At 36.4% G+C, this 22173-nt stretch carries 19 protein-coding genes; 8 read left to right on the top strand and 11 right to left on the bottom strand.

All coding sequences use genetic code 11. The features are described 5' to 3' along the window. The first annotated feature begins 23 nt into the window (after nt 1–23). Both ACIQ7L_RS22710 and ACIQ7L_RS22705 read left to right on the top strand, forming a co-directional pair. A complete protein-coding gene (locus tag ACIQ7L_RS22710) occupies nt 24–1316 on the top strand; it encodes an NCS2 family permease (RefSeq protein ID WP_400571845.1) in 1293 nt (430 codons plus the stop codon). Nucleotides 1317–1643: 327 nt separating this feature from the next. Continuing rightward, nucleotides 1644–1844: a helix-turn-helix transcriptional regulator gene (locus ACIQ7L_RS22705; protein ID WP_097896456.1), complete on the top strand. Its 201-nt coding sequence runs from the start codon at nt 1644–1646 to the stop codon at nt 1842–1844. Nucleotides 1845–2047: 203 nt separating this feature from the next. Here ACIQ7L_RS22705 and ACIQ7L_RS22700 read toward each other — a convergent pair whose 3' ends face one another. From ACIQ7L_RS22700 to ACIQ7L_RS22670, 7 genes are all read right to left on the bottom strand, one after another. Beyond that, nucleotides 2048–2485, bottom strand: a complete 438-nt coding sequence (locus tag ACIQ7L_RS22700) for a GNAT family N-acetyltransferase (RefSeq protein ID WP_400571843.1) — start codon at nt 2483–2485, stop codon at nt 2048–2050. Nucleotides 2486–2501: 16 nt separating this feature from the next. After that, the gene (locus ACIQ7L_RS22695) at nt 2502–2735 is read right to left on the bottom strand and encodes a DUF4022 family protein (RefSeq protein ID WP_400571841.1); all 234 of its coding nucleotides are present in this window, start codon (nt 2733–2735) and stop codon (nt 2502–2504) included. A gap of 495 nt (nt 2736–3230) precedes the next feature. After that, nucleotides 3231–3536 carry a cytochrome aa3 quinol oxidase subunit IV gene (gene qoxD / locus ACIQ7L_RS22690; protein WP_097896451.1) on the bottom strand — a complete coding sequence of 102 codons (306 nt, stop codon included), beginning with the start codon at nt 3534–3536 and terminating at the stop codon, nt 3231–3233. Nucleotides 3537–3538: 2 nt separating this feature from the next. Beyond that, entirely contained in the window at nt 3539–4141 is a 603-nt protein-coding gene (qoxC, locus tag ACIQ7L_RS22685; protein ID WP_097896449.1) for a cytochrome aa3 quinol oxidase subunit III, read from the bottom strand. Between the two features lie 13 nt (nt 4142–4154). Then, nucleotides 4155–6089 carry a cytochrome aa3 quinol oxidase subunit I gene (gene qoxB, locus ACIQ7L_RS22680; protein WP_141523261.1) on the bottom strand — a complete coding sequence of 645 codons (1935 nt, stop codon included), beginning with the start codon at nt 6087–6089 and terminating at the stop codon, nt 4155–4157. A 33-nt stretch (nt 6090–6122) separates the two neighbouring features. Continuing rightward, entirely contained in the window at nt 6123–6998 is an 876-nt protein-coding gene (gene qoxA / locus ACIQ7L_RS22675) for a cytochrome aa3 quinol oxidase subunit II (protein ID WP_400571838.1), read from the bottom strand. A 283-nt stretch (nt 6999–7281) separates the two neighbouring features. Beyond that, the gene (locus ACIQ7L_RS22670; RefSeq protein WP_400571836.1) at nt 7282–8700 is read right to left on the bottom strand and encodes an amino acid permease; all 1419 of its coding nucleotides are present in this window, start codon (nt 8698–8700) and stop codon (nt 7282–7284) included. A 427-nt stretch (nt 8701–9127) separates the two neighbouring features. Here ACIQ7L_RS22670 and ACIQ7L_RS22665 point away from each other — a divergent pair, with 427 nt between their 5' ends. Together ACIQ7L_RS22665 and ACIQ7L_RS22660 are read left to right on the top strand one after the other, a co-directional pair. Further along, nucleotides 9128–9841: a C39 family peptidase gene (locus ACIQ7L_RS22665; RefSeq protein WP_400571970.1), complete on the top strand. Its 714-nt coding sequence runs from the start codon at nt 9128–9130 to the stop codon at nt 9839–9841. Nucleotides 9842–10179: 338 nt separating this feature from the next. Beyond that, the gene (locus tag ACIQ7L_RS22660; RefSeq protein ID WP_400571834.1) at nt 10180–11355 is read left to right on the top strand and encodes a M20 family metallopeptidase; all 1176 of its coding nucleotides are present in this window, start codon (nt 10180–10182) and stop codon (nt 11353–11355) included. Between the two features lie 290 nt (nt 11356–11645). Here the strand turns inward: ACIQ7L_RS22660 and ACIQ7L_RS22655 are convergent, their stop codons facing one another. Genes ACIQ7L_RS22655 through ACIQ7L_RS22645 form a run of 3 tightly spaced genes read right to left on the bottom strand, consistent with a single transcriptional unit; the run spans nt 11646 to nt 14000 of the window. Further along, the gene (locus ACIQ7L_RS22655; RefSeq protein ID WP_400571832.1) at nt 11646–13046 is read right to left on the bottom strand and encodes a nucleoside recognition domain-containing protein; all 1401 of its coding nucleotides are present in this window, start codon (nt 13044–13046) and stop codon (nt 11646–11648) included. Next, nucleotides 13024–13746 (bottom strand): FeoB small GTPase domain-containing protein, encoded by a 723-nt coding sequence (locus tag ACIQ7L_RS22650; RefSeq protein WP_335358608.1) that lies wholly within the window; start codon nt 13744–13746, stop codon nt 13024–13026. The genes ACIQ7L_RS22655 and ACIQ7L_RS22650 overlap by 23 nt, the downstream gene beginning before the upstream one ends. After that, nucleotides 13743–14000, bottom strand: coding sequence for a FeoA family protein (locus ACIQ7L_RS22645; protein ID WP_400571830.1), 258 nt, complete (start codon nt 13998–14000; stop codon nt 13743–13745). The genes ACIQ7L_RS22650 and ACIQ7L_RS22645 overlap by 4 nt, the downstream gene beginning before the upstream one ends. A 514-nt stretch (nt 14001–14514) precedes the next feature. Between ACIQ7L_RS22645 and ACIQ7L_RS22640 the strand changes: the two genes are divergently transcribed. From ACIQ7L_RS22640 to ACIQ7L_RS22625, 4 genes are all read left to right on the top strand, one after another. Continuing rightward, complete coding sequence (locus ACIQ7L_RS22640; protein WP_400571828.1) at nt 14515–15417, top strand: phosphate ABC transporter substrate-binding protein PstS family protein; 903 nt, start codon at nt 14515–14517, stop codon at nt 15415–15417. 71 nt (nt 15418–15488) lie between these two features. Continuing rightward, a complete protein-coding gene (pstC, locus tag ACIQ7L_RS22635) occupies nt 15489–16379 on the top strand; it encodes a phosphate ABC transporter permease subunit PstC (protein ID WP_141523263.1) in 891 nt (296 codons plus the stop codon). A 2-nt stretch (nt 16380–16381) separates the two neighbouring features. After that, a complete protein-coding gene (pstA, locus tag ACIQ7L_RS22630) occupies nt 16382–17299 on the top strand; it encodes a phosphate ABC transporter permease PstA (protein WP_097896427.1) in 918 nt (305 codons plus the stop codon). Nucleotides 17300–17453: 154 nt separating this feature from the next. Further along, a complete protein-coding gene (locus ACIQ7L_RS22625) occupies nt 17454–17978 on the top strand; it encodes a P-loop nucleotide/nucleoside kinase family protein (protein ID WP_400571825.1) in 525 nt (174 codons plus the stop codon). Between the two features lie 79 nt (nt 17979–18057). Here ACIQ7L_RS22625 and ACIQ7L_RS22620 read toward each other — a convergent pair whose 3' ends face one another. Then, nucleotides 18058–21102, bottom strand: a complete 3045-nt coding sequence (locus ACIQ7L_RS22620) for an efflux RND transporter permease subunit (RefSeq protein WP_400571823.1) — start codon at nt 21100–21102, stop codon at nt 18058–18060. Nucleotides 21103–22173 lie beyond the last annotated feature (1071 nt).

Genomic DNA, 22173 nt, shown 5'->3' with positions numbered 1-22173 from the left:
TTGTGTAGGAAGGGTACCTAAGTATGTTTCAATTGCAAAAGTATAATACTTCTGTGAAGCAAGAGATTTTAGCTGGCATCACAACATTTTTTACATTTGCGTACATTCTTGTCATCAATCCGAAAATATTATCTGATGCAGGTGTACCATTTGATCAAGCGTTTACGGCAACCATTATTGCGACAGTTGTCGGGACATTATGTATGGCATTTTTAGCGAATTATCCAATTGTAATTGCTCCAGCTATGGGGATGAATGCGTATTTTGCTTATTCTGTTGTACAACAAGCAGAAGGTATTACATATGTTATTGCTTTTTCTGCAGTATTTGTAACAGGTATTATTTTTCTTTTATTATCTTTTACCTCATTTCGTCAAAAGCTTATTGTAGCAATTCCTGACAGTTTAAAGCATGCAATTGCAGGTGGAATTGGATTGTTTATTGCTTTTATTGGACTGCGTTTGTCTGGAATTATTGTCGATCATCCATCTAACTTAGTGACAATTGGAGATTTTCATTCACCAGCTGTTATTTTAACGTTAATTGGTTTAGTTTTAGCAGCAGTGTTAATGACTTTACGGGTGAGCGGGGCGCTGTTTATTAGCATGATTGTGACAGGGATTATTGCCTTTTTTACTGGACAATTGAAGTTCGGAAATCAATTGGTAGCGATTCCTCATTTACCAGAAGGTATTATTGTTTCAAGTCCTATTACTGCATTTTCCGATGTAATAGAATATGGGTTATACGGTGTTGTTTTTTCCTTTTTACTTGTACTTTTATTTGATACAACAGGAGCCTTGCTTGGTTTAATCAAACAGGCTGGTTTAAATACAGATAACACCGAAAATCGTTTCGGTAAAGCATTTATTGCGGATGCGATTGGTGGCACAACAGGTGCTGTCTTTGGAACAAGCCCTACAGCAGCGACAATCGAATCATCTGCTGGGATTGCAGCAGGTGGAAAAACAGGATTAACAGGCGTTGTGGTAATTTGTTTAACGATCGTAACGGCATTTTTTAGCCCTGTTATTGCTTCGCTATCAAGTGTAGCAGCTATTACGGCTCCATCATTAATTATAGTGGGAAGTCTAATGGCACAAAGTATTCGCGATATTAACTGGAGTGAATTTGAAGATGCATTACCGGCATTTTTAGTTTTTGTAGGTATTCCGTTAACATCTAGCATTGCAAATGGAATTGCACTTGGATTTTTAATCTATCCAATCTTAAAGATTGTGAAAGGGAAATGGATGGAAGTTCATCCACTTCTGTATTTCTTTGCGGTTTTATTTGGATGTCATTTGTTTTTATAAAGAGATAGACAAGGGTACTTCTCATAGGAAGTACCTTTTTTCGTGTATAATAAAGTGAGACTCCTTTTATGGGATATAAAACTTATTATAGAAAAAAAGAAGTTCAAGGATTAAATAATTTATAAAGTGAAACTTCCATCAGTGGAGGTTTTCTTCATCCTCCACTGATGGTTAGTTGAACCAATCGGGCTTTTACGGGCAGTTTATCCCCACCTAACTTCCACGCTTTTCTCCGAATCTTGAGGTGGGGTATTACTGCCCGTTAATGCGGGATAAAGTAAATCATGTAATATATACGTTACGATTGATGGTGAAGGAGGTTGTAGATTGGCTGTAAGTAGAATCAAGATTGCACGTGTCCAATTGGATTTAACACAACAGCAATTAGCAGAAAAGGTAGGGGTTACAAGGCAAACAATTAGCTTAATTGAGAAAGGAAAATATAATCCTTCCTTAGAATTATGCTTGAACATTTGTTATGCGTTAAATCAAACGTTAAATGATTTATTTTGGGAGGAGCAGAAGTAACAAATAGGAATGGGAATAGTGAAAGTCGAGGAGGGAAGGATTGAAATAAAGTGAAACTTCCATCAGTGTGGCTACTTACTTTCCGTTAATACAAGATAAAGACAACACAGGAAAAGAATGACGAGAGTGCTAAAAATCCTTCCATACATGTGGAAGGATTTTTAGTGTTTTTTGAGAAAGTCTGAAATACAAAAGCTTTTCTTTCATAATGCTTTGTACATGAGTCTATGAGGCCCAATCGGATAAATATCAAATATTTCACCATGCTTATGGAAGCCTAATCGTTTGTAGTAATCTGCAACGGTAATGCGAGCATTACACCATAATATCTCTGCTTGGCGTTCTTTTAGGATTACTTCGGCATATTTGATTAATGAGCTACCAGCATGCTGCCTTCGGAAGACAGGTACTGTAGCCATGCCTCGTAGACGATAGTGATTGTTACCTTGTAAAGAAGGTTCTGTTTCATATGAGAAAGAAGCGATGCTAATAAGTTCATCATTTTGAAACGCACCTAGATGAAAGATGTGTAATTCACAATCGGAAGGATATTTACAATCTATCAGTGCTTGATTAGGTCTTAATATCTTTTGACGTAGCGCGTATGTTTCGGAGGCATCAATACGTTTAACCGTAATCATACACAACCACCCTTTCTTATGACGCGTTCTCCATGAGTTGTAGAAAGAAATATGCAGGTGCTACACAAAGACCTAGTATGCTACATGTACCGAGGGTTAGAGAAAGAAAGATACAAAAGTACTTCGTTCCATTTGATTTTTTCCATCCGTAGCTGCAAATTTCAATACTAATACCGATGAGAATAATGGCAACGAGTACTTCTGCTAATAATAAAAGAGCTAAAGTTGAAATAGACATATTGTGATTCATCCCCATAATATATGATATATATACATCAATTAAAAAACTGACATAAATCCCCTCTTTTTAGGCGGGAGAGAGCATCTGGCCATGCATAGAAGCGGTCAGAGCCTTTTTCTGCCACATGCGAAGTAAAAACAGAAAGAGCAAATGGGTGTAGGTTACTTTTTATTTTACATAGCAGGGATTTAGATGCCGAAAAATTAAAATGGATTTATATAGTAATATTTTACCATGGTAAAATAAGAATCTTAAGAAAAATTTCTGAGGTATTAAGATTTAGAAAAAGAAGATGTGATGGTTACTCAGTTTCTTCTTAACATATGTATGACAAAAATCTCCTCCTAAAATCGAGAGGGGATTTCCTTTTACTTTAATATGCTTTTCCATGTATCAATGCTTTATTATCACGGGAAATTTAGATGATAAGAGAGGGGAAGAGAAAATAGTACGATAAATAAAAAAAGACTGCTGAGATTACCTCAGCAGTCTTTTTCATGTCTATTACATAGAGAAGAAAATCCAAACTGTACCAACAACCGTTACTGCAGCGATGAAAAAGTGGAATACGATAGCCATTGTTTGTATTACACCTTCGCCTTCTGTCATGTGCATAAACATAACAAATTGCAATGCTGCTTGTGCCACTGCCATTACAAGAATGGCTGTTAAGATTGTTGAAAGTGACATGCTTGTATATAACGCTACATATACAGCGAGGAACGTTAATGCAAGCGATAAAATAAATCCGAAAACGTGCGACCATGGAAAGCCGCTATGTGCGTTTGCTTGTGTATTGTTTTGTCCCATTATTACGCCACCATCCCATTCAAGTAAACTAGTGTGTAAATGAAGATCCAAACAACATCAAGGAAATGCCAGTATAAGCTGATAATAAATACTTTACGAGCTGTAACTGGTGTTAAACCTCGTTTTAGAATTTGGATAATAACACAAGTTGCCCAAATGATACCAGCTGTTACGTGGGCACCGTGCGTTCCAAGAAGAACGAAGAATCCAGATAAGAAACCACTTGTTTGGATTGTTGCGCCTTCTGCAACATAAGCCATAAACTCTTCAACTTCAAAGAAAAGGAAGCCTGCACCTAAAATTAATGTGAAGATGAACCATCCTAACGTCGCTTTTTGGTTGTGCTTGCGCATTTCATGAATTGCGATACCGCATGTAAAACTACTTGTTAAAAGTAGGAGCGTTTGAATTAAAAGGGTTTTAAGTTCAAACAGGTCAGCTGGTGTAGGGCCATCAGCCGTACGACCAGCAAGTACTAGATAAGAGGCGAAAAGTGTTGCGAACAGCACGATTTCAGCCCCAAGAAAAATCCAAAACCCTAAAATATTCAATCTGCTTTGTTCAGATTGATATTCTAAAGGTAAGCTTTTATCTAAAGCCGCCATTTCGTTTCACCTCTCATGCAACATGTTCTGTCTTTTTAATTTCATCTACGCTAACGTAGTATCCGTTGTCGTAATCAAACGAGCGCCAGATCATACAACCTAACATACCAATACCACCGACAATTGCTAACCAGAACCAGCTAAATACTAATGCAAAACCTGCAAGACCAATCAAACAAGACATAATGATTGGAACGCCTGTATTACTTGGCATATGAATTGGTTTTAATTCTTCAGGTTTTGGTGTAATAGATTCGCCGTTTTTCTTCATTTCCCAGAATACATCGCTAGACTTAATTTCTGGTAATTTTGCGAAGTTGTAATGTTGTACTGGAGATTGTGTTGCCCACTCAAGTGTACGAGCATCCCAAGGATCTCCAGTTACATCGCGCTCACCATGACGAATGCTATAAACTACGTTGTAGCATAATAAGGCGAAGCCAACTGCCATCATTACTGCACCGACAGATGCGATTAAGTTTAATCCGCCCCATCCAAGGTCTGCAGAGTAAGTGTACATACGACGAGTCATACCATCTAAACCTAGGAAGTACATTGGGAAGAAACAGATGTTAAATCCGATCATAAAGATCCAGAACGTCCATTTACCAAGGCGTTCATTTAGCATATGACCAGTCATCTTTGGATACCAGAATGTAAATCCAGCAAGCATCGCGAATACTGTACCAGCGATTAATACGTAGTGGAAGTGAGCGATTAGGAAGTAGCTGTTATGGTATTGATAGTCAGCTGCTGCCATCGCAAGCATAACCCCCGTAACTCCACCAATTACGAAGTTTGGAATAAATGCCAATGACCAAAGCATTGGAACTGTAAAACGGATACGACCTTTATAAAGCGTAAACAACCAGTTAAAGATTTTAACACCGGTTGGGATAGAAATTGCCATTGTTGAAATCGAGAAGAACGAGTTAACTGCTGGTCCTGCACCCATTGTAAAGAAGTGATGCAGCCATACAAGACCACTTAAAGTTGCGATTGCAACCATTGAATAAACCATTGCAGTATATCCAAATAAGCGTTTACGTGAGAATGTACTTACGATTTCAGAGAAAATACCGAATGCCGGTAAAATAACGATATATACTTCAGGGTGACCCCATACCCAGAACAAGTTCGCCCAAAGCATTGGCATACCGCCGCTCGCCATTGTAAAGAAGTGAGCATCAAATAGACGGTCGAAAGTCATTAATGCAAGAGCAACTGTTAATACTGGGAATGCAAAGATAATGATAAGACATGTAATTAAAATAGACCAAGTAAACATTGGCATTTGCATTAATTTCATGCCTGGTGCACGCATCTTTAAGATTGTTACAAGGAAGTTAATCCCTGTCATCAGCGTCCCGAGACCTGAAATCTGCAAGGCAATTGCATAGAAGTTATTTCCTACTCCAGGTGAGAATTCTGTACCAGCCATTGGGAAGTATGATGTCCACCCAGCGTCTGGAGAACCACCGATAACGAAGGCGATGTTAAATAACATAGCACCTACGAAGAATAACCAAAAACTTAATGCATTTAAGAAAGGAAATGCAACGTCACGTGCTCCAATTTGAAGAGGAACAACAACGTTCATAATTCCCATAACAAACGGCATTGCCATGAAGAGGATCATAACTGTACCGTGTGTTGTAAAGATTCCGTTATAGTGTTCAGCGTTTAAATATGTTGTGTCAGGGAATGTTAACTGGGCACGAATCATTAATCCGTCCATACCACCACGGAACATCATTACAATTGCTGAAATGATATACATAACCCCAATTTTCTTATGGTCAACAGAAGTTAACCACTCATCCCAAAGCCATCTCCATTTTTTGTACTTTGTTAGCACAAAAAGGATTGCTAACGTCACAAGAACAATAGATACGTCCGCTCCGTAAATAATCGGATCGCCTGTGACAAAAAATTCATCAAGCTTCACTATATTCACTCCAATCTGTTGGAATATTCGTTATTACTTTTTCTTTTTGTAGTAGTTGTAATCACAATATTCAAGTGATTTTTGATCTACATATTTTAAGTGTGTATTAGAGAATGTCATACGACCTACTACACCAGGTTTAATGATTTCGTTGTATTTTTCTTCTGTAAGTGGTTTAGCTGTTTCTTTTACTTCTTTTACCCACTTGTCATACTTATCTTTTGTTTTTGCTTCAAGCTCAAATTCCATGTCAGTGAATCCTTCACCAGAGAAGTTTGCACTACGACCAATGTAAGAACCTGGCTTATCAGCTTGTAGATATAAGTCCATGATCATGCCATCCATTGTGTATTTCATACCACCAAGCTCTGGAATCCAGAAGGCATTCATTGGACCAACCGATGTTAATTTAAATTGAATTGGTGTACCAGCTGGTACATTTAAATAGTTAACGGTTTCAATATTTTCCTCTGGATAACTGAATAACCATTTCCAGTTGGCAGATGTAACGTAAATTTCAACTGGTTTCATATCTTTTGTTTGCTCTGGCGGCTTTTCCGATGCAAAGGTTGCTTTTACTGTTGGGATTGACAATGCAATCACGATGATAACAGGGAAAATAGTCCAGATAACCTCTAAAAGCGTATTACCGTGTATATCAGGTGGCTCATAGTCCATATTTTCTGGTTTTTCACGGTAACGAATCAAGATGACTGTAAACAAGATGAATACAATTGCAATAATCAACGACATGAGTATGAATGACCAAATGATCAAATCATACTGTGCTTTTGCAACAGGCCCCTGCGGATTTAATACTGCAAGTTTTTTATCACAGCCACCGAGGAACAAGAGTAATGACAGTGGAAGAAGTGAAGCCAACTTCCAAAATTTTTTTTTCAGTTGCACGATTGAAAATCTCCTTTCTCCTTGGATTGAAACTATGCCAATAAAACAATATAAACCTATTAATTTATAGAAGGCAATAGTTTTTGTCATATTGTTAAAAAATAGACACAAATGCATTGTTTTTACGGTGAAAAACATTTGTAACTTACTAACATTGTAAACTATTTTTTGAGTGAAAATACGATTGTAAAAATTTTAAGATAAATAAAGTTATACCAAAATATCCAATAAATAGAAAAAAACTATCTTATCATAAGGTAAGATAGTTGAACATTTTATATATTTAGTTTATTTCTTGTGTAACATTTCGTTGCTGTTCAAATGTGACAACTTTTTTATATTTAATTTGGTACAAGAGGTAGCAAATAATCATAAATGGAATCCCGCAATAAAGTGCAATGCGTTGATCCGGTATAAAAGCTAAACTGACGAATGTAATGAAATTTAAAGAAAAAGCAACAATTGGAACGATTGGATAGAGCGGTGTACGATACTTTAAATCCTTTATATCTCCACCATTCTTTATAAATTCCTTGCGAAAGAAAAATTGTGAAGCAGCAATTGACATCCAAACGACAACAGCTGCCATTGCTGCAATTGATGTTAGTACTAAAAAGACAGTATCTGCTGCAAATACGCTTGTTAATAGCGAAAGGCTTGCAAAGAGTAAGCTGAAAATTAAAGCATTCAGTGGTATTCCCTTTTTTGTTAATTTCGCAAATGAAGGACTCGCCATACCTTGTTTCGACATAGCCCAAAGCATACGTGAATTTGCGTATAGTCCTGAGTTTGCTACTGATAGTACAGCAGTAATAATAACAAAGTTCATAATGTCTGCTGCATATGGAATGCCCACTGTATCAAAGACAAGTACGAATGGACTTTCTACAAGATTAGCCTCCTGCCATGGGAGTAGGCCTACAACAACAGTAATTGCTAATACGAAAAAGAATAAAGTGCGCCAAATTGTATTTTTGATTGCTTTTGGAATTGTTTTTTCAGGATTTTCACTTTCGCCTGAAGCAATTCCGATTAATTCGGTTCCTTGGAATGAATAATTTACAGTAATCATTGTGAGAAGGACAGCTAGGACACCATTTGGAAATAATCCACCATTTTCAGTGAAGTTATGAAGCATTGGTGCTGGTTTTCCGTTGAAATCTAAGAAACCAAACATAACAGCGCCTCCAAGTATAATAAAGACAATAATAGTCGTGACTTTTACACTAGAAAACCAAAATTCCGTCTCCGCAAATGCTCTTGTCGATAAAGCGTTTACAAGAAAAAGGATTGCTGCAAATGTAACACACCAAATCCATGAAGCAACATCTGGAAACCAACGCTTCATCAAAATACTAACAGTTGTCAGTTCTACACCAACTGTAACAGCCCAGTTTAGCCAATACATCCAACCGACGACGAACCCAAAACCTGGTGAAATAAATTTGCTTGCATAACTTTGAAATGAACCCGCTTCCGGCATGGCAACAGATAGTTCACCAAGACAGAGCATTGTTAAATACATGACGAAACCGCCAACTAAAAATGCAAGGATGGCTCCGCCCGGTCCGGCATTGTGGACAATTTGTCCTGATCCCATAAACAATCCAGTCCCAATGACGCCACCCAGTGCAATCATAAATAGGTGTCTGCTTTTCATTGTACGCTTTAAGCCAGTTTGCTCTGTAGTTGTTTGATTCATATTCTCTTCACCCCGTATTTTCCCTTGTTTGTTCTGCTCATTACATATTGAGTTTCATTGGTGAATTAATCATCGGTGGGGGATGAAAACATACAGATTGTAAGTCTGTTCTTTTATCACGATACGAATTGAGAGCATATCGTATCGTGATAAAAGAACAACGATGATTAATTTCCCTTAAGTTTGTACTATGTGACGAAAAGAAATATTCGTTGTTCATCAAATAGACATTCTCGATTATAACAAAATATTCTGAAAATGTATATTTATTTTTCTTTTTATTACAAAAAATCAGAATTTTAAAACGATATAACTAAATAATAATTCATATAATCTTCCTAGCAAACTAGTAAGAAGAAAGGTACAATGATAAGAGGCATGTTTTGTAAAGATAAACAAATAATGGTGTAATGGAGCTTGATTTATGATGAAGAAACTTAAATATATGTTTATTTTCAGTATTATAATTATTGGGGCAATAGTAATAGGGAAGAATAAAATGGTCCAAAAAGCAGCGCATGAATTCCGTTTGGATTTTTTATCTGATATGAAAGAAACAGCTATGATTGAAAATGTTCCATTTATAAAGCAACTTCCTGAATTGCCAAGAGGTTGTGAAGTGACAAGTTTAGCGATGCTACTGCAATATAAAGGGGTCGAAGTAGACAAGATGACACTTGCCAGTGAAATTCATCGTGTTCCATTTGAAGAAAATGGTGTACGTGGAAACCCTAATGACGGATTTGTAGGGAATATTTATACAAAGGATGAGCAGGGATATGGTGTATACAATCAACCAATTTTTAAACTTGCGGAAAAATATGTTCCTGAAAAAGTAATTAATTTAACAGGAAGAAATATAGAGGATATATATAAAGTAATTAGTTCAGGCTCGCCAGTATGGGTAATTGCTAATACAACATTTCAGCCGTTAGCTGAAGACAGTTTTGAAACATGGAATACAAGTGCGGGCGATATAAAAATTACATATTATGAGCATAGTGCGGTAGTAGTAGGATATGATCAAAATTTTGTATATATAAATGATCCGCTTGCAAATAACCCACGTAAAGGAGTGCCACGTGCTCAGTTTGAAAAGGCATGGGAACAAATGGGGAAACAAGCAATTACTATTCTATAAAAATAAAAAGTCATCTTTATAGATGGCTTTTTATTTTTATACATTAATTAAAAAATTGACATAAAACCCCTCTTTTTAGGTGGGAGAGAGCATCTATTCATGCATAGATGCGGTCAGGGCCTTGTTCTGCCACATGCGAAGTAAAAACAGAAAGAGCAAACGAGTGTAGGTTACTTTATATTCTGTATAGCAGGGGTTTAGATGTCGAAAAATGAAAATGGATTTATATATTAAGTAAAAATCTCAATTTAAATAATTAATTATTCAGAATATTATTTATTTAATTTTTGATTCGAGCTATAATAACATTTAACTTAGTGAAGAAAGGAAGAGGATAAATGGGCAAAGTCAAAGATATCATTCTTTATAAAGAACAATTGGTGAAATGGAGAAGGCATTTTCACAGATATCCAGAGTTATCTTTTCAAGAAGAAAAAACATCTCAGTTTATATATGACATACTTCAAACAATTCCTCACCTAGAGGTCTCACGACCAACAAAGTATAGCATTATGGCAAGGTTAATTGGTGAAAAGCCAGGAAAAGTTATTGCCATTCGTGCAGATATGGATGCACTTCCGATTCAAGAAGAAAATCAATTTGAATTTGTTTCGGAAAATCCAGGAGTGATGCATGCTTGTGGGCACGACGGTCATATTGCAATGCTTCTTGGTACTGTATATGCGCTCGTAGAACAAAGAGAAAAAATTCGTGGTGAAATTCGTTTTCTATTTCAACATGCTGAAGAAAATTTTCCAGGTGGTGCTGGGGAGATGATTGCAGCAGGAGTGATGGAAAATGTTGATTATATTATTGGAGCACACCTTTGGGCATCACTAGAAGTCGGGAAAATTGGTGTAATCTATGGTCCTGCGATGGCGGCGCCTGACGTGTTTAAAATCTCAATAGAAGGAAGAGGGGGACATGCAGGTATACCTCATGAAACGGTTGATAGCATTGCAATTGGTACGCAAGTAGTTATGCAACTTCAACAAATCGTATCACGCCTTACGAATCCATTAGATTCTCTTGTTTTATCAGTTACACAATTTCATGCTGGCACAGCACACAATGTAATTCCAGAACAAGCAGAGATTGAAGGGACTGTCAGAAGTTTAAAGCATGAATTACGAGGGGATACAGCACAGAAGATTGAAAGGATTGTTAAACATATTACAGAATCTTATGGTGCGAATTATACATTTTCATATGAGTATGGATATCGGCCAGTTGTAAATGATGAGAAGGTTACAAGGCTTGTTGAAAATACGGCATTGCAACTTTATGGAAGGGAAAGAGTGGTTCGTTTGCAGCCAACGATGGCTGGGGAAGATTTTTCGGCTTTTTTACAAGAAGCACCGGGTACATTTTTCTTTATTGGTGCTGGAAATAGTGCGAAGGGAATCGTATATCCGCATCATCATCCACGTTTTACAATTGATGAAGATGCATTGCCAATTGGAGTAGAGGTATTTGTTGCATCTGTTTTGAACTTTATGAATGAAGGAGAATGAGATGAAACAAATATAAATGCTAGCGCTTTTTCCTGTACTTGTCTATATATAAATCCAAGTTGAAAAAACGACCTAAAATCCCTTTCTTTTTAGGTGGACGAGAGCATCTGGCCATGCATAGAAGCGGTCAGGGCCTTTTCCTACCATATGTAAGGGTGAAAACAAAGGGAGGAGGCAACTGTGGCAAAAGAATATACAAAAAAGGAAATCTGAATAACTCCAGCTTTCCTTTTTGTATTAACAAAGCATGAATGAAGGGGGATTATCTTCTATTTATGCCTTGTTTCACTTTATACAAGCCCTAACCAATGTACCAATTGCGATGTGAGGAATGTAACAACAATGGCGATAACAGTAGGGATTGCAAACGATAGAAATGTCCATTTCGCGCTTTTTGTTTCTTTATATATGTTAACCAATGTTGTGCCGCACGGGAAATGAAGAAGGGAGAACAACATTGTGTTTAACGCAGTTAACCAAGTCCAACCATTCTCTAAGAATAAGTTTTTAATTTGATTAAAATCATCTATTTCAGTTAAAGCACCAGTTGATAAATAGGACATTAATAAAATTGGGATAACAATCTCGTTGGCTGGCAAACCAAGAATAAATGCGGCTAGAATAAATCCGTCAAGACCTAGTAGTTTAGCGAATGGATCTAAGAAATTTACAAAATACATAAGTAGGCTTGTGTCGCCAACAAAAATATTTGCTAACACCCAAGTGAATACAGCGGCAGGTGCTGCTACAATTACTGCGCGCTTTAAAACATATAATGATTTATCAAGTGTTGAACGTATAATTGTGTTCAAAATTTTAGGTTTACGGTATGGTGGTAGTTCTAACGTATAGTGAGTTGGAACACCTTTTAGAGCAGTTTTTGATAATACCCAAGATACGCTTAATGTAACAATAATGCCAATTATAACCATGCCGACTACAACACCTGCTGTAGCAAGAGTTTGTATACTACCTGTATATCCAGCAGCCATAAATAATGATGCCATTAAGATTAAAGTAGGCCAGCGCCCGTTACATGGAACAAAGTTATTTGTTAAAATCGCTAGCATACGTTCGCGTGGCGATTCGATAATACGTGTTGACATAATGGCAGCAGCGTTACACCCAAATCCCATTGCCATTGTTAATGATTGTTTTCCGTGTGCGCCAGCACGTTTGAATAGACGATCCATGTTAAATGCCACACGTGGTAAGTATCCGTAGTTTTCTAATAAAGCAAACATCGGGAAGAAAATAGCCATAGGTGGTAACATAACGCTAATAACAGCTGCGGTACCACGGAATAAGCCAAGAATTAAGATGCCGTGTAACCATTCTGGTGCATGCATTGCTTGGAACCAAGATGTTAAATAACCCTCTGCCCAGCCGAAAAATTCAGCAATCATATCAGATGGTACGTTAGCTCCTGCAATTGTTACATAAAAAATAATAGATAAAATTCCGAGCATAATTGGAAATCCAAAAATAGGAGAAGTGAAAATTTTATCTAGCTTCTCTGAGCGATATAATTTATTGGTGTTTGTGTATTGAACCGCTTCTTTACAAATACTTGCGGAAGTTCGATAAATATCACCTACAATATCATCTCGTATATCCTCTTTAGTAAGTCTTTGTGCGTGTTGAACGATATAATCTAATGGAAGAGCCTTACTGGCTGAGTGAGATTCCATTTATTATGACCTCCCTTACAAGCGGTTCTTTATGATGTTTTTGAAGTGTAGCTAGAAAGTTTTTATCCCCATCTAGTATTCGTAGTGCAATCCAGCGTGCAGGATATGTATCGCCGAATACTTTATGAATTTGAGGTTCTAATTCTTGAATCATATTTTCAATTTTTTCATTGTAAGTAATTTGAACTGGTGTAGGAATTAATTTTTTGTTAGCTACTTTAGCAATTACATTTAGTAAAGGTCCAATTCCGACACGGTTTCGAGCTGAAATTTTGACCACAGGTACACCAAGTGATTTTGCTAATTTCTTTTCATCGATGACAATTCCTTTTTTTTCTGCTTCATCTATTAAGTTAATGCAGACTATAACGTCGCTAGTCATTTCCATTACTTGTAATGCTAAATTTAAATTCCTTTCCATTGCAGTTGCATCTACAACTACTACGGTTACCTCGGGTTTTTCAAAAATAATATAATCCCGTGCTACTTCTTCATCTACAGAGTTTGAATATAGAGAGTATGTTCCAGGTAAATCAATTACCGTATATATACTTCCGTTATGCTCATATTCCCCTTCCGCTTTTAATACAGTTTTTCCGGTCCAGTTCCCTGTATGTTGTTTTAATCCTGTTAATGTGTTAAATAATGTGCTTTTCCCAGTGTTCGGATTTCCGGCTAGCGCAATGCGATGGTTGTTCATTCTGAATCATCTCCTATTAATACTCCAAAAATAAGGGAACTTTCTTCACTACGCAGTGCAATAGTCGTATTGCTTACTTGATATGCAATTGGATCTCCAAGTGGGCTTCTTTGCAATACTTTAATGGTAGCCCCTGGAATAAAGCCTAAATCTAATAAACGTCTTTTCATAGTTCCTTCTAATTGTATCTTCTCGATTTGTACAAACTCCCCTGTTCGAAATGTAGAAAGGGATTTGGTATTAGCCGATACCATAAAAGTTACCTCTCCTCTATATTTTTAGTTTTAGTTCAAAAAGTTTACCTAGGGAAACTTTTTTCTACTAACATAGTAGACTACATTGGATGATGTTGTCAATTAGTACTTTAAAAATATTCAATTATTTTTAGAATTGTTCCAACTTATTTTGTTGAGGTGAAAAATATTACTGAAATTATGTGGGATAAATGTGGAGCGAAAGCTATAAACTTCAAAAAAATGAAGAGATTTGTAAATGTATTTTTAACATAAGTAGCGAAAACAAGAATTTTATTTACAATACATTTACATTATTAAAAGTAAATTTACAATACGAGCAATTTTGTGTGGATTCTTTTGGTCTTTCTTATAAAAAGGGTTGGGATATATGGGTTTTTAGGCCTATGTCCTCTATTTACTTAAAATTAAAAATTGCTTAACACTAACACAATATTATTGTCCTACAATGAATTTGTGTTCGAAAGAAGTAGGCAAATAAGAAAAAGTGATAATCCAAATGGGGGTACAAGACATGGTCATGAAAAAGGGTATTAAATTTTCTTTAGCAGCATTAGTTGTTGCGGGTGCTTTAGTTGGGTGCGGAAAATCAGAAAGTACAGATAGCAAAGACACTGCTAAAGGTAGTAACGATGCAAAACAAGAATTATCCGGTACAATTGCGGCGGCTGGTTCTACAGCTCTTCAACCGCTTGCAGAAGAAGCTGGTAAAAAATTCATGGAAAATAATTCTAAAGTTTCTATTCAAGTACAAGGTGGCGGTAGTGGAACAGGGATTAACCAAGTAGCTTCTGGTGCGGTTCAAATTGGTAACTCTGATGTTCCAGCTGCAGATAAAATAAAAGATCCTGAGAAAGCGAAAGAATTAGTAGATAATAAAGTGGCGGGTATCGCATTTGCACTTGTTGTAAATAAAGATGTGAAGGTTGACAATTTAACTGTGAAACAAGTACAAGATATCTTCAGTGGAAAAGTTACAAACTGGAAAGAGCTAGGCGGTAAAGATGAGAAAATTAATGTAGTAAACCGTCCAGCATCTTCTGGTACACGCGCTACATTTGAAAAAACAGTCATGAAAGATGTAAAGATTAATGATGGAACAGGTACAACACAAGATTCTAATGGTGCAGTAGAACAAGCGATTAACTCTACTCCAGGTTCAGTTAGTTATCTTGCGATGTCTTATATGGTTGGCGATAAAAAAGATGCATTACAAACTGTAAAAATTGATGGTGCAGAGCCAAAAGTTGAAAATATCTCTTCTGGTAAATACCCATTCTGGTCTTATGAGTACATGGTAACAAAAGGGGAAGCGAAAGAAGCTACAAAAGCTTACATTGATTATGTAAAAGGTAAAGATTTTGAAAAACAAGTGGAAGATATGGGTTACATCCCAATGTCTAAACTAAATAAGTAAAATATTTAATGGGGCTGGCTGAGAGGCCAGTCTTGTTCATTTCAATATATGAAGTGGGGTTATGACCTGTGATGAAGGGGAAGAAACAAATTAATTACGTAAAGAGTGAATATATCGGAAGAGCACTTGTTACATTTTGCGGTATATTTATTGTTCTTGTTACATTAGCAATTATTGCATTTATTTGCGGAAAAGGAATTCAATCTTTTACGCAAAGTGGTATTTCACTTTCTGAAATGCTGACATCAACGAAGTGGAATCCAAATGCTGATCAAGGTTCATTTGGTGCTGTAATATTTATTGTAGGTTCGACACTTGTTTCGTTAGGTGCGGTTATTATTAGTGCACCAATTGCGCTAGCTCTTGCAATCTTTATGAATTTAATTTCACCGAAATTCGGTAATAGAGTGTTGAAGCCTGTTTTAGAATTACTAGTTGGAATTCCTTCAGTTGTATATGGATTGCTGGGGGTTACTATTTTAGTTCCTCTGTTACGTGATTCGTTTGGTGGAGTTGGTTTTAGTTTAATAGCAGGTATTATTGTGCTAAGTATTATGATTTTGCCTACTATTGCTAGTATTGCTTCTGACGCAATTCGTTCTGTTCCATTCGATTATTTGGAAGCCTCATATGGTTTAGGTTCGACGAAATGGCAAGCGATTAGTCGTGTTATTGTTCCAGCTGCAAAAAAAGGGATTTTAACAGGGTTAGTTCTAGGGTTAGCGCGAGCTTTTGGTGAAGCGTTAGCTGTTCAAATGGTAATTGGGAATACTGTTAAATTACCTGAAGGAATCTATAGTCCAACGGCGACATTGACGGGTATTTTAACGATGGATATGACGAATACATTAAATGGGACTGCCTGGAACAATGCTTTATGGACATTGGCGATGATATTACTTGTTATTTCATTCCTATTTATTTTAGTAATTCGAGCGATTGGTCAAAGAGGTGAACGATAACGATGAATGCAAGGACAGTAAATAAGATTTGGACGGGTGTTTTATATACAGTTGCAGTGCTTGTAGTAAGTTTACTTGTTTTCTTAGTGTTTGAAATTTTACAAAAGGGTTGGGGTTTTTGGGACCCTAGCTTCCTGTTCGGAGAACCAAGTAATACAAGAGCAGGAGGAGGAATTGGTCCTCAATTATTCAATTCTTTTTATATGCTTGTTATAACGCTTGTTATATCTATTCCTCTTGGATTAGGAGCTGGAATCTATCTAGCAGAGTATGCAAAGCAAGGTCGCTTTTTAAGTTTTGTTCGTTTATGTATTGAAACGATGGCGTCATTACCTTCTATTGTTGTTGGGCTATTTGGTTTATTAGTATTTGTGACAATGACAGGTTGGGGGTACACAGTAATAGGTGGTGCTCTTGCTTTAACAATCTTAAATTTACCTGGTTTAACTCGCGTTTGTGAAAGTGCAATCACAGAAGTTCCGCATAATGTGAAAGAGGCGAGTCTTGGGCTGGGGGCGACAAAGTGGCAAACAATTGTGCGGATTATTCTTCCGTCATCATTGCCTCAAATTATTACGGGGATTATTTTAGCTGCGGGACGTATATTTGGTGAAGCAGCGGCTTTAATTTATACAGCGGGTTTAACATCACCAATTTTAAATTCTGCGGCAGATTTTTCAAGTCCTGCACATCCGTTAAATCCATTTAGACCAGCTGAAACGTTAGCTGTTCATATTTGGAAATTAAATTCTGAAGGAATTATTCCAGATGCAAAATTAATTGCAACGAAATCAGCAGCGGTATTAATTATTATGGTATTACTGTTCAATATTATTGCTCGTTTTATTGCATCTGTACTTCATAAACGTTTTACAGGAGCGAAGAAATCTCGTAAAACAACAAAAGCAAAAGCAGCTTAAAGATGTAAAGTTGGAATAAGGGGCCTCCTGTTAAAAAACAGGAGGCCTCTTTGTATGGTGATCCGGAGGAGAAGAAAAGGAATGTGCTGATGAAATGTTGTATATGTAAATATGTATATAAATACTGAAGTGAAAAGTAGGAAGGGTGTTTTTTATGTTTTTTCTTCAAATGGCTGGTTTTCCGGGTTCGGGAAAATCAACACTTTCTAGATGTATAGCAAAAAATACAGGGGCAATTGTTATTGATCATGATATTGTAAAAACGGCCTTGTTGGAATCGTTCGAAACCAATCAGATTGAAACGAATCGTACTGGTGGGATTTCCTACGATGTTGAATGGGCGTTAATAGATTTTCATTTATCCCTAGGGCATAGTGTAATACTGGATAGTCCGTGCCTTTATACAGAAATGGTGGAAAAGGGGGAAATGTTGTCTAAGAAACATCGAGCAACATATAAATATGTTGAATGCTATCTTGATAATATGGAAGAAATTAATAATAGGTTGAAAATTCGAGAACGAATGATAAGTCAAATTGAAAAAGTGGAATCTGAAGAAGGATTTAAAAAATGGTTAGATGGCAGTAAAAGGCCATCTGATTTTACATATCTTATTGTAGATTCTGGACAACCGCTAGAAGATTATATAGATGAAGTGATGAACTATATGAATGAGTAAGCAAGATACTGTGGCATTATGTATAATAGTAGAAAGAAAAAACGTTATCTTCTGTTCTGAAGATAACGTTTTTTTCGTGTTAAGTTCGTGGTGTATCTATAGAAGAGTCAACTTTTCTGCGTGACCGTCTTTTTTTACCGATTTTATCTAACAATTCATACATAACTGGAACAACTACCAGTGTCAGTACAGTTGAAACTGCTAAACCGCCAATTACGACAACGGCTAAACTTTTAGACACCATACTGCCGGCTTGTGATTGACTGAATAAAAGTGGTAACATCGCTACTATCGTTGTAATAGCTGTCATAATAATTGGTCGTAGCCTTGTAGAACCTGCTTCTAGTAAAGCTTCCCGCGTCGTCATGCCACTCTCTCTATTTTGTTGAACACGTTCTATTAATACGATGGCATTTGTAACTACGATACCAATTAGCATTAATCCACCGATTAGTGCGTTTAAATCGACTGGTGTTCTTGAAATGATTAATCCTAAAATACCGCCAACAGCAGCTAGTGGTAAAGAGAATAAAATCGCAAATGGAGCGCGTGCTTGCCCGAAAGTAATGACCATAATTAAATAAACAATCCCGATTGCGATACCCATGATTTTGAATAAATTTGTAAAGTCTTCTTGCATGGATTCAGTTGCACCAGCAATTTTAACTTTCGCGCCGTTTGGTAGGTCTAATTCTGAAATAGCTTTGTTCACTTCAGTGTTTACTTTACTTAAATCTTCATTTGTTGTTTCGGCAGTTATTTGAATGGTTTCTTTCCCGTCTTTATGGAAGATCTCTGTTTGTAATTGTTTCTCCGAAATAGTTGCAATGTCTTTTAAAGGAATCGGTCCAGCTATAGGTGACAAGATATTTGCGTTAAGAATGTCTTCTTTGTTGCTTATCTTTTCTTTCTTATTTTCTAACATGATAGTTGTTTTCTCATCGTTGATTGTCAGTTGACCAATCGGTGATGTCTTCATTAGGAATGAAACTTGTTGCCCTGCTGTTTCTGGTGTTAATCCAACTTGTTCTGCTTTCGTTTGATCAATATGAATTTGCCATTCTTTTTTTGATTCTTCAATATTGGTTTTTACTTTAGAAAGACTGTCTATACTTTTTAGTTTTGTTTCAACGATATCAGCAGCTTTTTTTAAATTTGCCTCGTTGTTTGCTGTCACGTTAAATTGCAAGCTGTTTCCGCCGCCAAAATTAGAATAGCTTGTTTTAATATAATCGAATTCGGCTGGTTTAAAGTCTGTATGCTCTTTTTTTAGTTTTTCGATATATTGATCGATATCAGTTCCTTTTTTGAAGAGTACAAACAGAGATGCAAGGTTATTTTTAGTTGTTTGTCCCCACTGTGCATCCTCAGCGCTTGAACCCATTTTTAAGATAACGTCTGTTACATCATCATTAGAAAGTAATTTTTTTTCAAAATCAAAGGCTTTTTGCTTTCTGGATTCAAGGTCGTAATTCGTTGGGAATGTCATATTGATTGAAAGCATCGTATCGTCTTCTGATTTTATATTTGCTTTTGGTAGTAATATATAAGCGGCAATTGATCCGGCAAATAATAAGAAAGAAGAGAATAAAATAATAAACTTATGCGAAAGCGCCCATTTTAAAGTAGCTGTATACTTTCTTGAAGGTTGTGTACTTCGTTGTCTTGTTTTTTTGAGTAATAAAAATGCCATAAGTGGAACAACCGTTAGTGCGACAACTAATGAAGAAAGTATAGAGTATACAACTGCTAATACCATAGGTAACATAAGTTTACCAATTGAGCCTGATACAAGACCAATAGGTAAAAAGACAGCGACTGTTGTTAATGTAGAAGAGGTAATAGCGACAGCCACCTCTTTTGTGGCATCTAGAATGATGTCTTTTGAAAAGTTGTCTTTTTGTAAACGACGGAAAATATTTTCAATGACAACAATACTATCATCAACAAGGCGTCCAACAGCAACCGCTAACCCTCCAAGAGTTAAAATGTTTAACGTCACATTAGATTGATCAAGTAAAAAAAGTGTTAGTAAAATTGATAACGGAATACTAACAACAGCAATCAGTGTTGTTCGAATACTACGTAAAAAGACTAAAATGATAAATGTTGCAGCGATTGCTCCTAAGATTACTTCTTTTCCCATACTTGTAACAGCGTTTTCGACTTGTTCGTGAGTAGAGGATAGTAACTTAATTGTGTAAGTATCCTTATATTCTTTACTTATATTTTTAATTTTTTTATCGATTTCTTTCCCGATTTCAACGGCATTTTTGCTAGGTTCTTTCATAATAACTAATGCAGTTCCCTCTTCGCCATTTATATGTGAAACAGCGTCATGATGTCGTTTTGCTTCTACTTGAGCTATATCTTGTAATTTTACTTGAGGTGCGAGTGTAATGTTCTTTATTTCATCTGCATCTTTTACATTTCCAATGATGCGAAGAGTGTGGTCTTCGTTGTTTACAGTTACCTGTCCAGCTGGAGTGGAAGTTTCTTTTCCTTGTAAAGCAGTCAATACTTGCTGAGATGTTACGTTTTTATCTTTCATTCGATCTGGGTCTAATACGATAGATAGCTCAGATGTTGATTTACCGTAATACATGACGTTAGCGACGCCGTCGATACTTTCAAGTTGTGGGATGATTTCTTTTTCAATCTGTTTTTCATCAGCTTTTGTAAAACCATTCTGTTTTTGAATGGTAATCTGTGCAAGTGGAATCATAGAGGTGTTAAGTTGGCTGACGACGGGTTTTGTAATTTCTTTTGGAAAGTTCATGTTGCCGGTAATCTTTTCGACTTCGCGTGCTGCATCTTTCATGTTGGCTTTAGATGTGTATGCGATATCGATACGCGATAAACCTTCGTAAGTAGAAGAGGTAATCGTATCAACATGTTCTAGATTTCGAAATTGTTTTTCAAGAGGTTCAGTTACCTCTTTTGTCATTGTCTCAGCGTCTAAGCCTTGAGATAGTGTAGTAACAGTTATTGCGGGGTTATCGACACTAGGTAGAAATTCCATTGGTAATTTAGAGCCAGAATAAATGCCGAGTACAGAAATGAGAAAAACCATGATAATAATAGCGGCTCGGTTTTTTAATGAGAACTTTGTTAACCTATCCATAAATTAATTCCTCCGTTTAAGTTGTTTTTGTAGTCCACTCTGTTACTATATAACAAAATCTGGATATTTTTCATTAAATAAATGTAAAAAAATTCTAAAAATATTCTTAAGCATGAGGAGTGTCTTGTGATTTTTTTGGGGGATTTTAATCACTGAGAGAAACCTCAATATTGAAGAAGTGCTAATTTAGGAAAAGAATGTTTTAAAAATGGGGGTGTAATAGATAGTGGATAAGAAAGTAAGAAGTGGAAATGTTATTTATCCCGCTATTCGCGGTCAGTAATACTCCCACCTCAAAATTGGATGGAAGCATTGTCCAGCTCTAGCGGCTAGAATCTCCGGTCGTTTCGCCCCCTCGGACGAGGCAAAAAGCGCCTCTCTGTCGGGGACTCCAATGTCCTGCGATTCTGAGCGAGCCGCTTCCGCTTTTCTAAAGAAGTTAGGTGGGAGATAAACTGCCCGTAAAAGCCCGATTGGTGAGGGCTAATAATGAGTGGGGGATGAAGAAAACCCCCACTCATTAAAGTTTCACTTTATCGCATATTAATGAAAGAAAATACTTTTGTTTCAAAATTCAGTAGAAGTAAAGAGGGTAAATAGGAGATAAGGTGTTCTTAAAAATCCAATGGTTAGTGAGGATGAAGAAAGTTTCTACTGATTTAATGTTTCAATTAGAGTTGGTTTTGTTCACCGATTAGGAAGCAAATAGAGGAATGGATGTATGATGAAACAAAGTTTGTTAAGTAGGATATGATCCTAATGAATAAGGAATAATGGCGTCATTAATTAGGGGATAAAATAATTTTATATTTTTTTATAAAATCACTTGCTATTTAAATGACAGGGTGATATATTAATAAGCGTCGCTGATGCGGAACGGCAGAAAGCGAAAAAGAAATTTTAAAAAACTTGGTTGACATCGAAAAACGAAGATGCTAACATAAGGAAGTCGCAAATGAGCGACGAACGAGTTCTCTGAAAACTGAACGAAACAAACAACGTGAAACGTCAATTTTTATTTTATGATGCTAGACAAACTAACTTTATTGGAGAGTTTGATCCTGGCTCAGG

It is taken from the genome of Bacillus sp. NPDC094106, assembly GCF_044764345.1.
In the GTDB taxonomy this organism is placed as follows: Bacteria; Bacillota; Bacilli; order Bacillales; family Bacillaceae_G; genus Bacillus_A.
The sequence above is the reverse complement of the archived record's forward strand: the minus strand, read 5'-3'. Positions and strand labels throughout refer to the sequence as shown.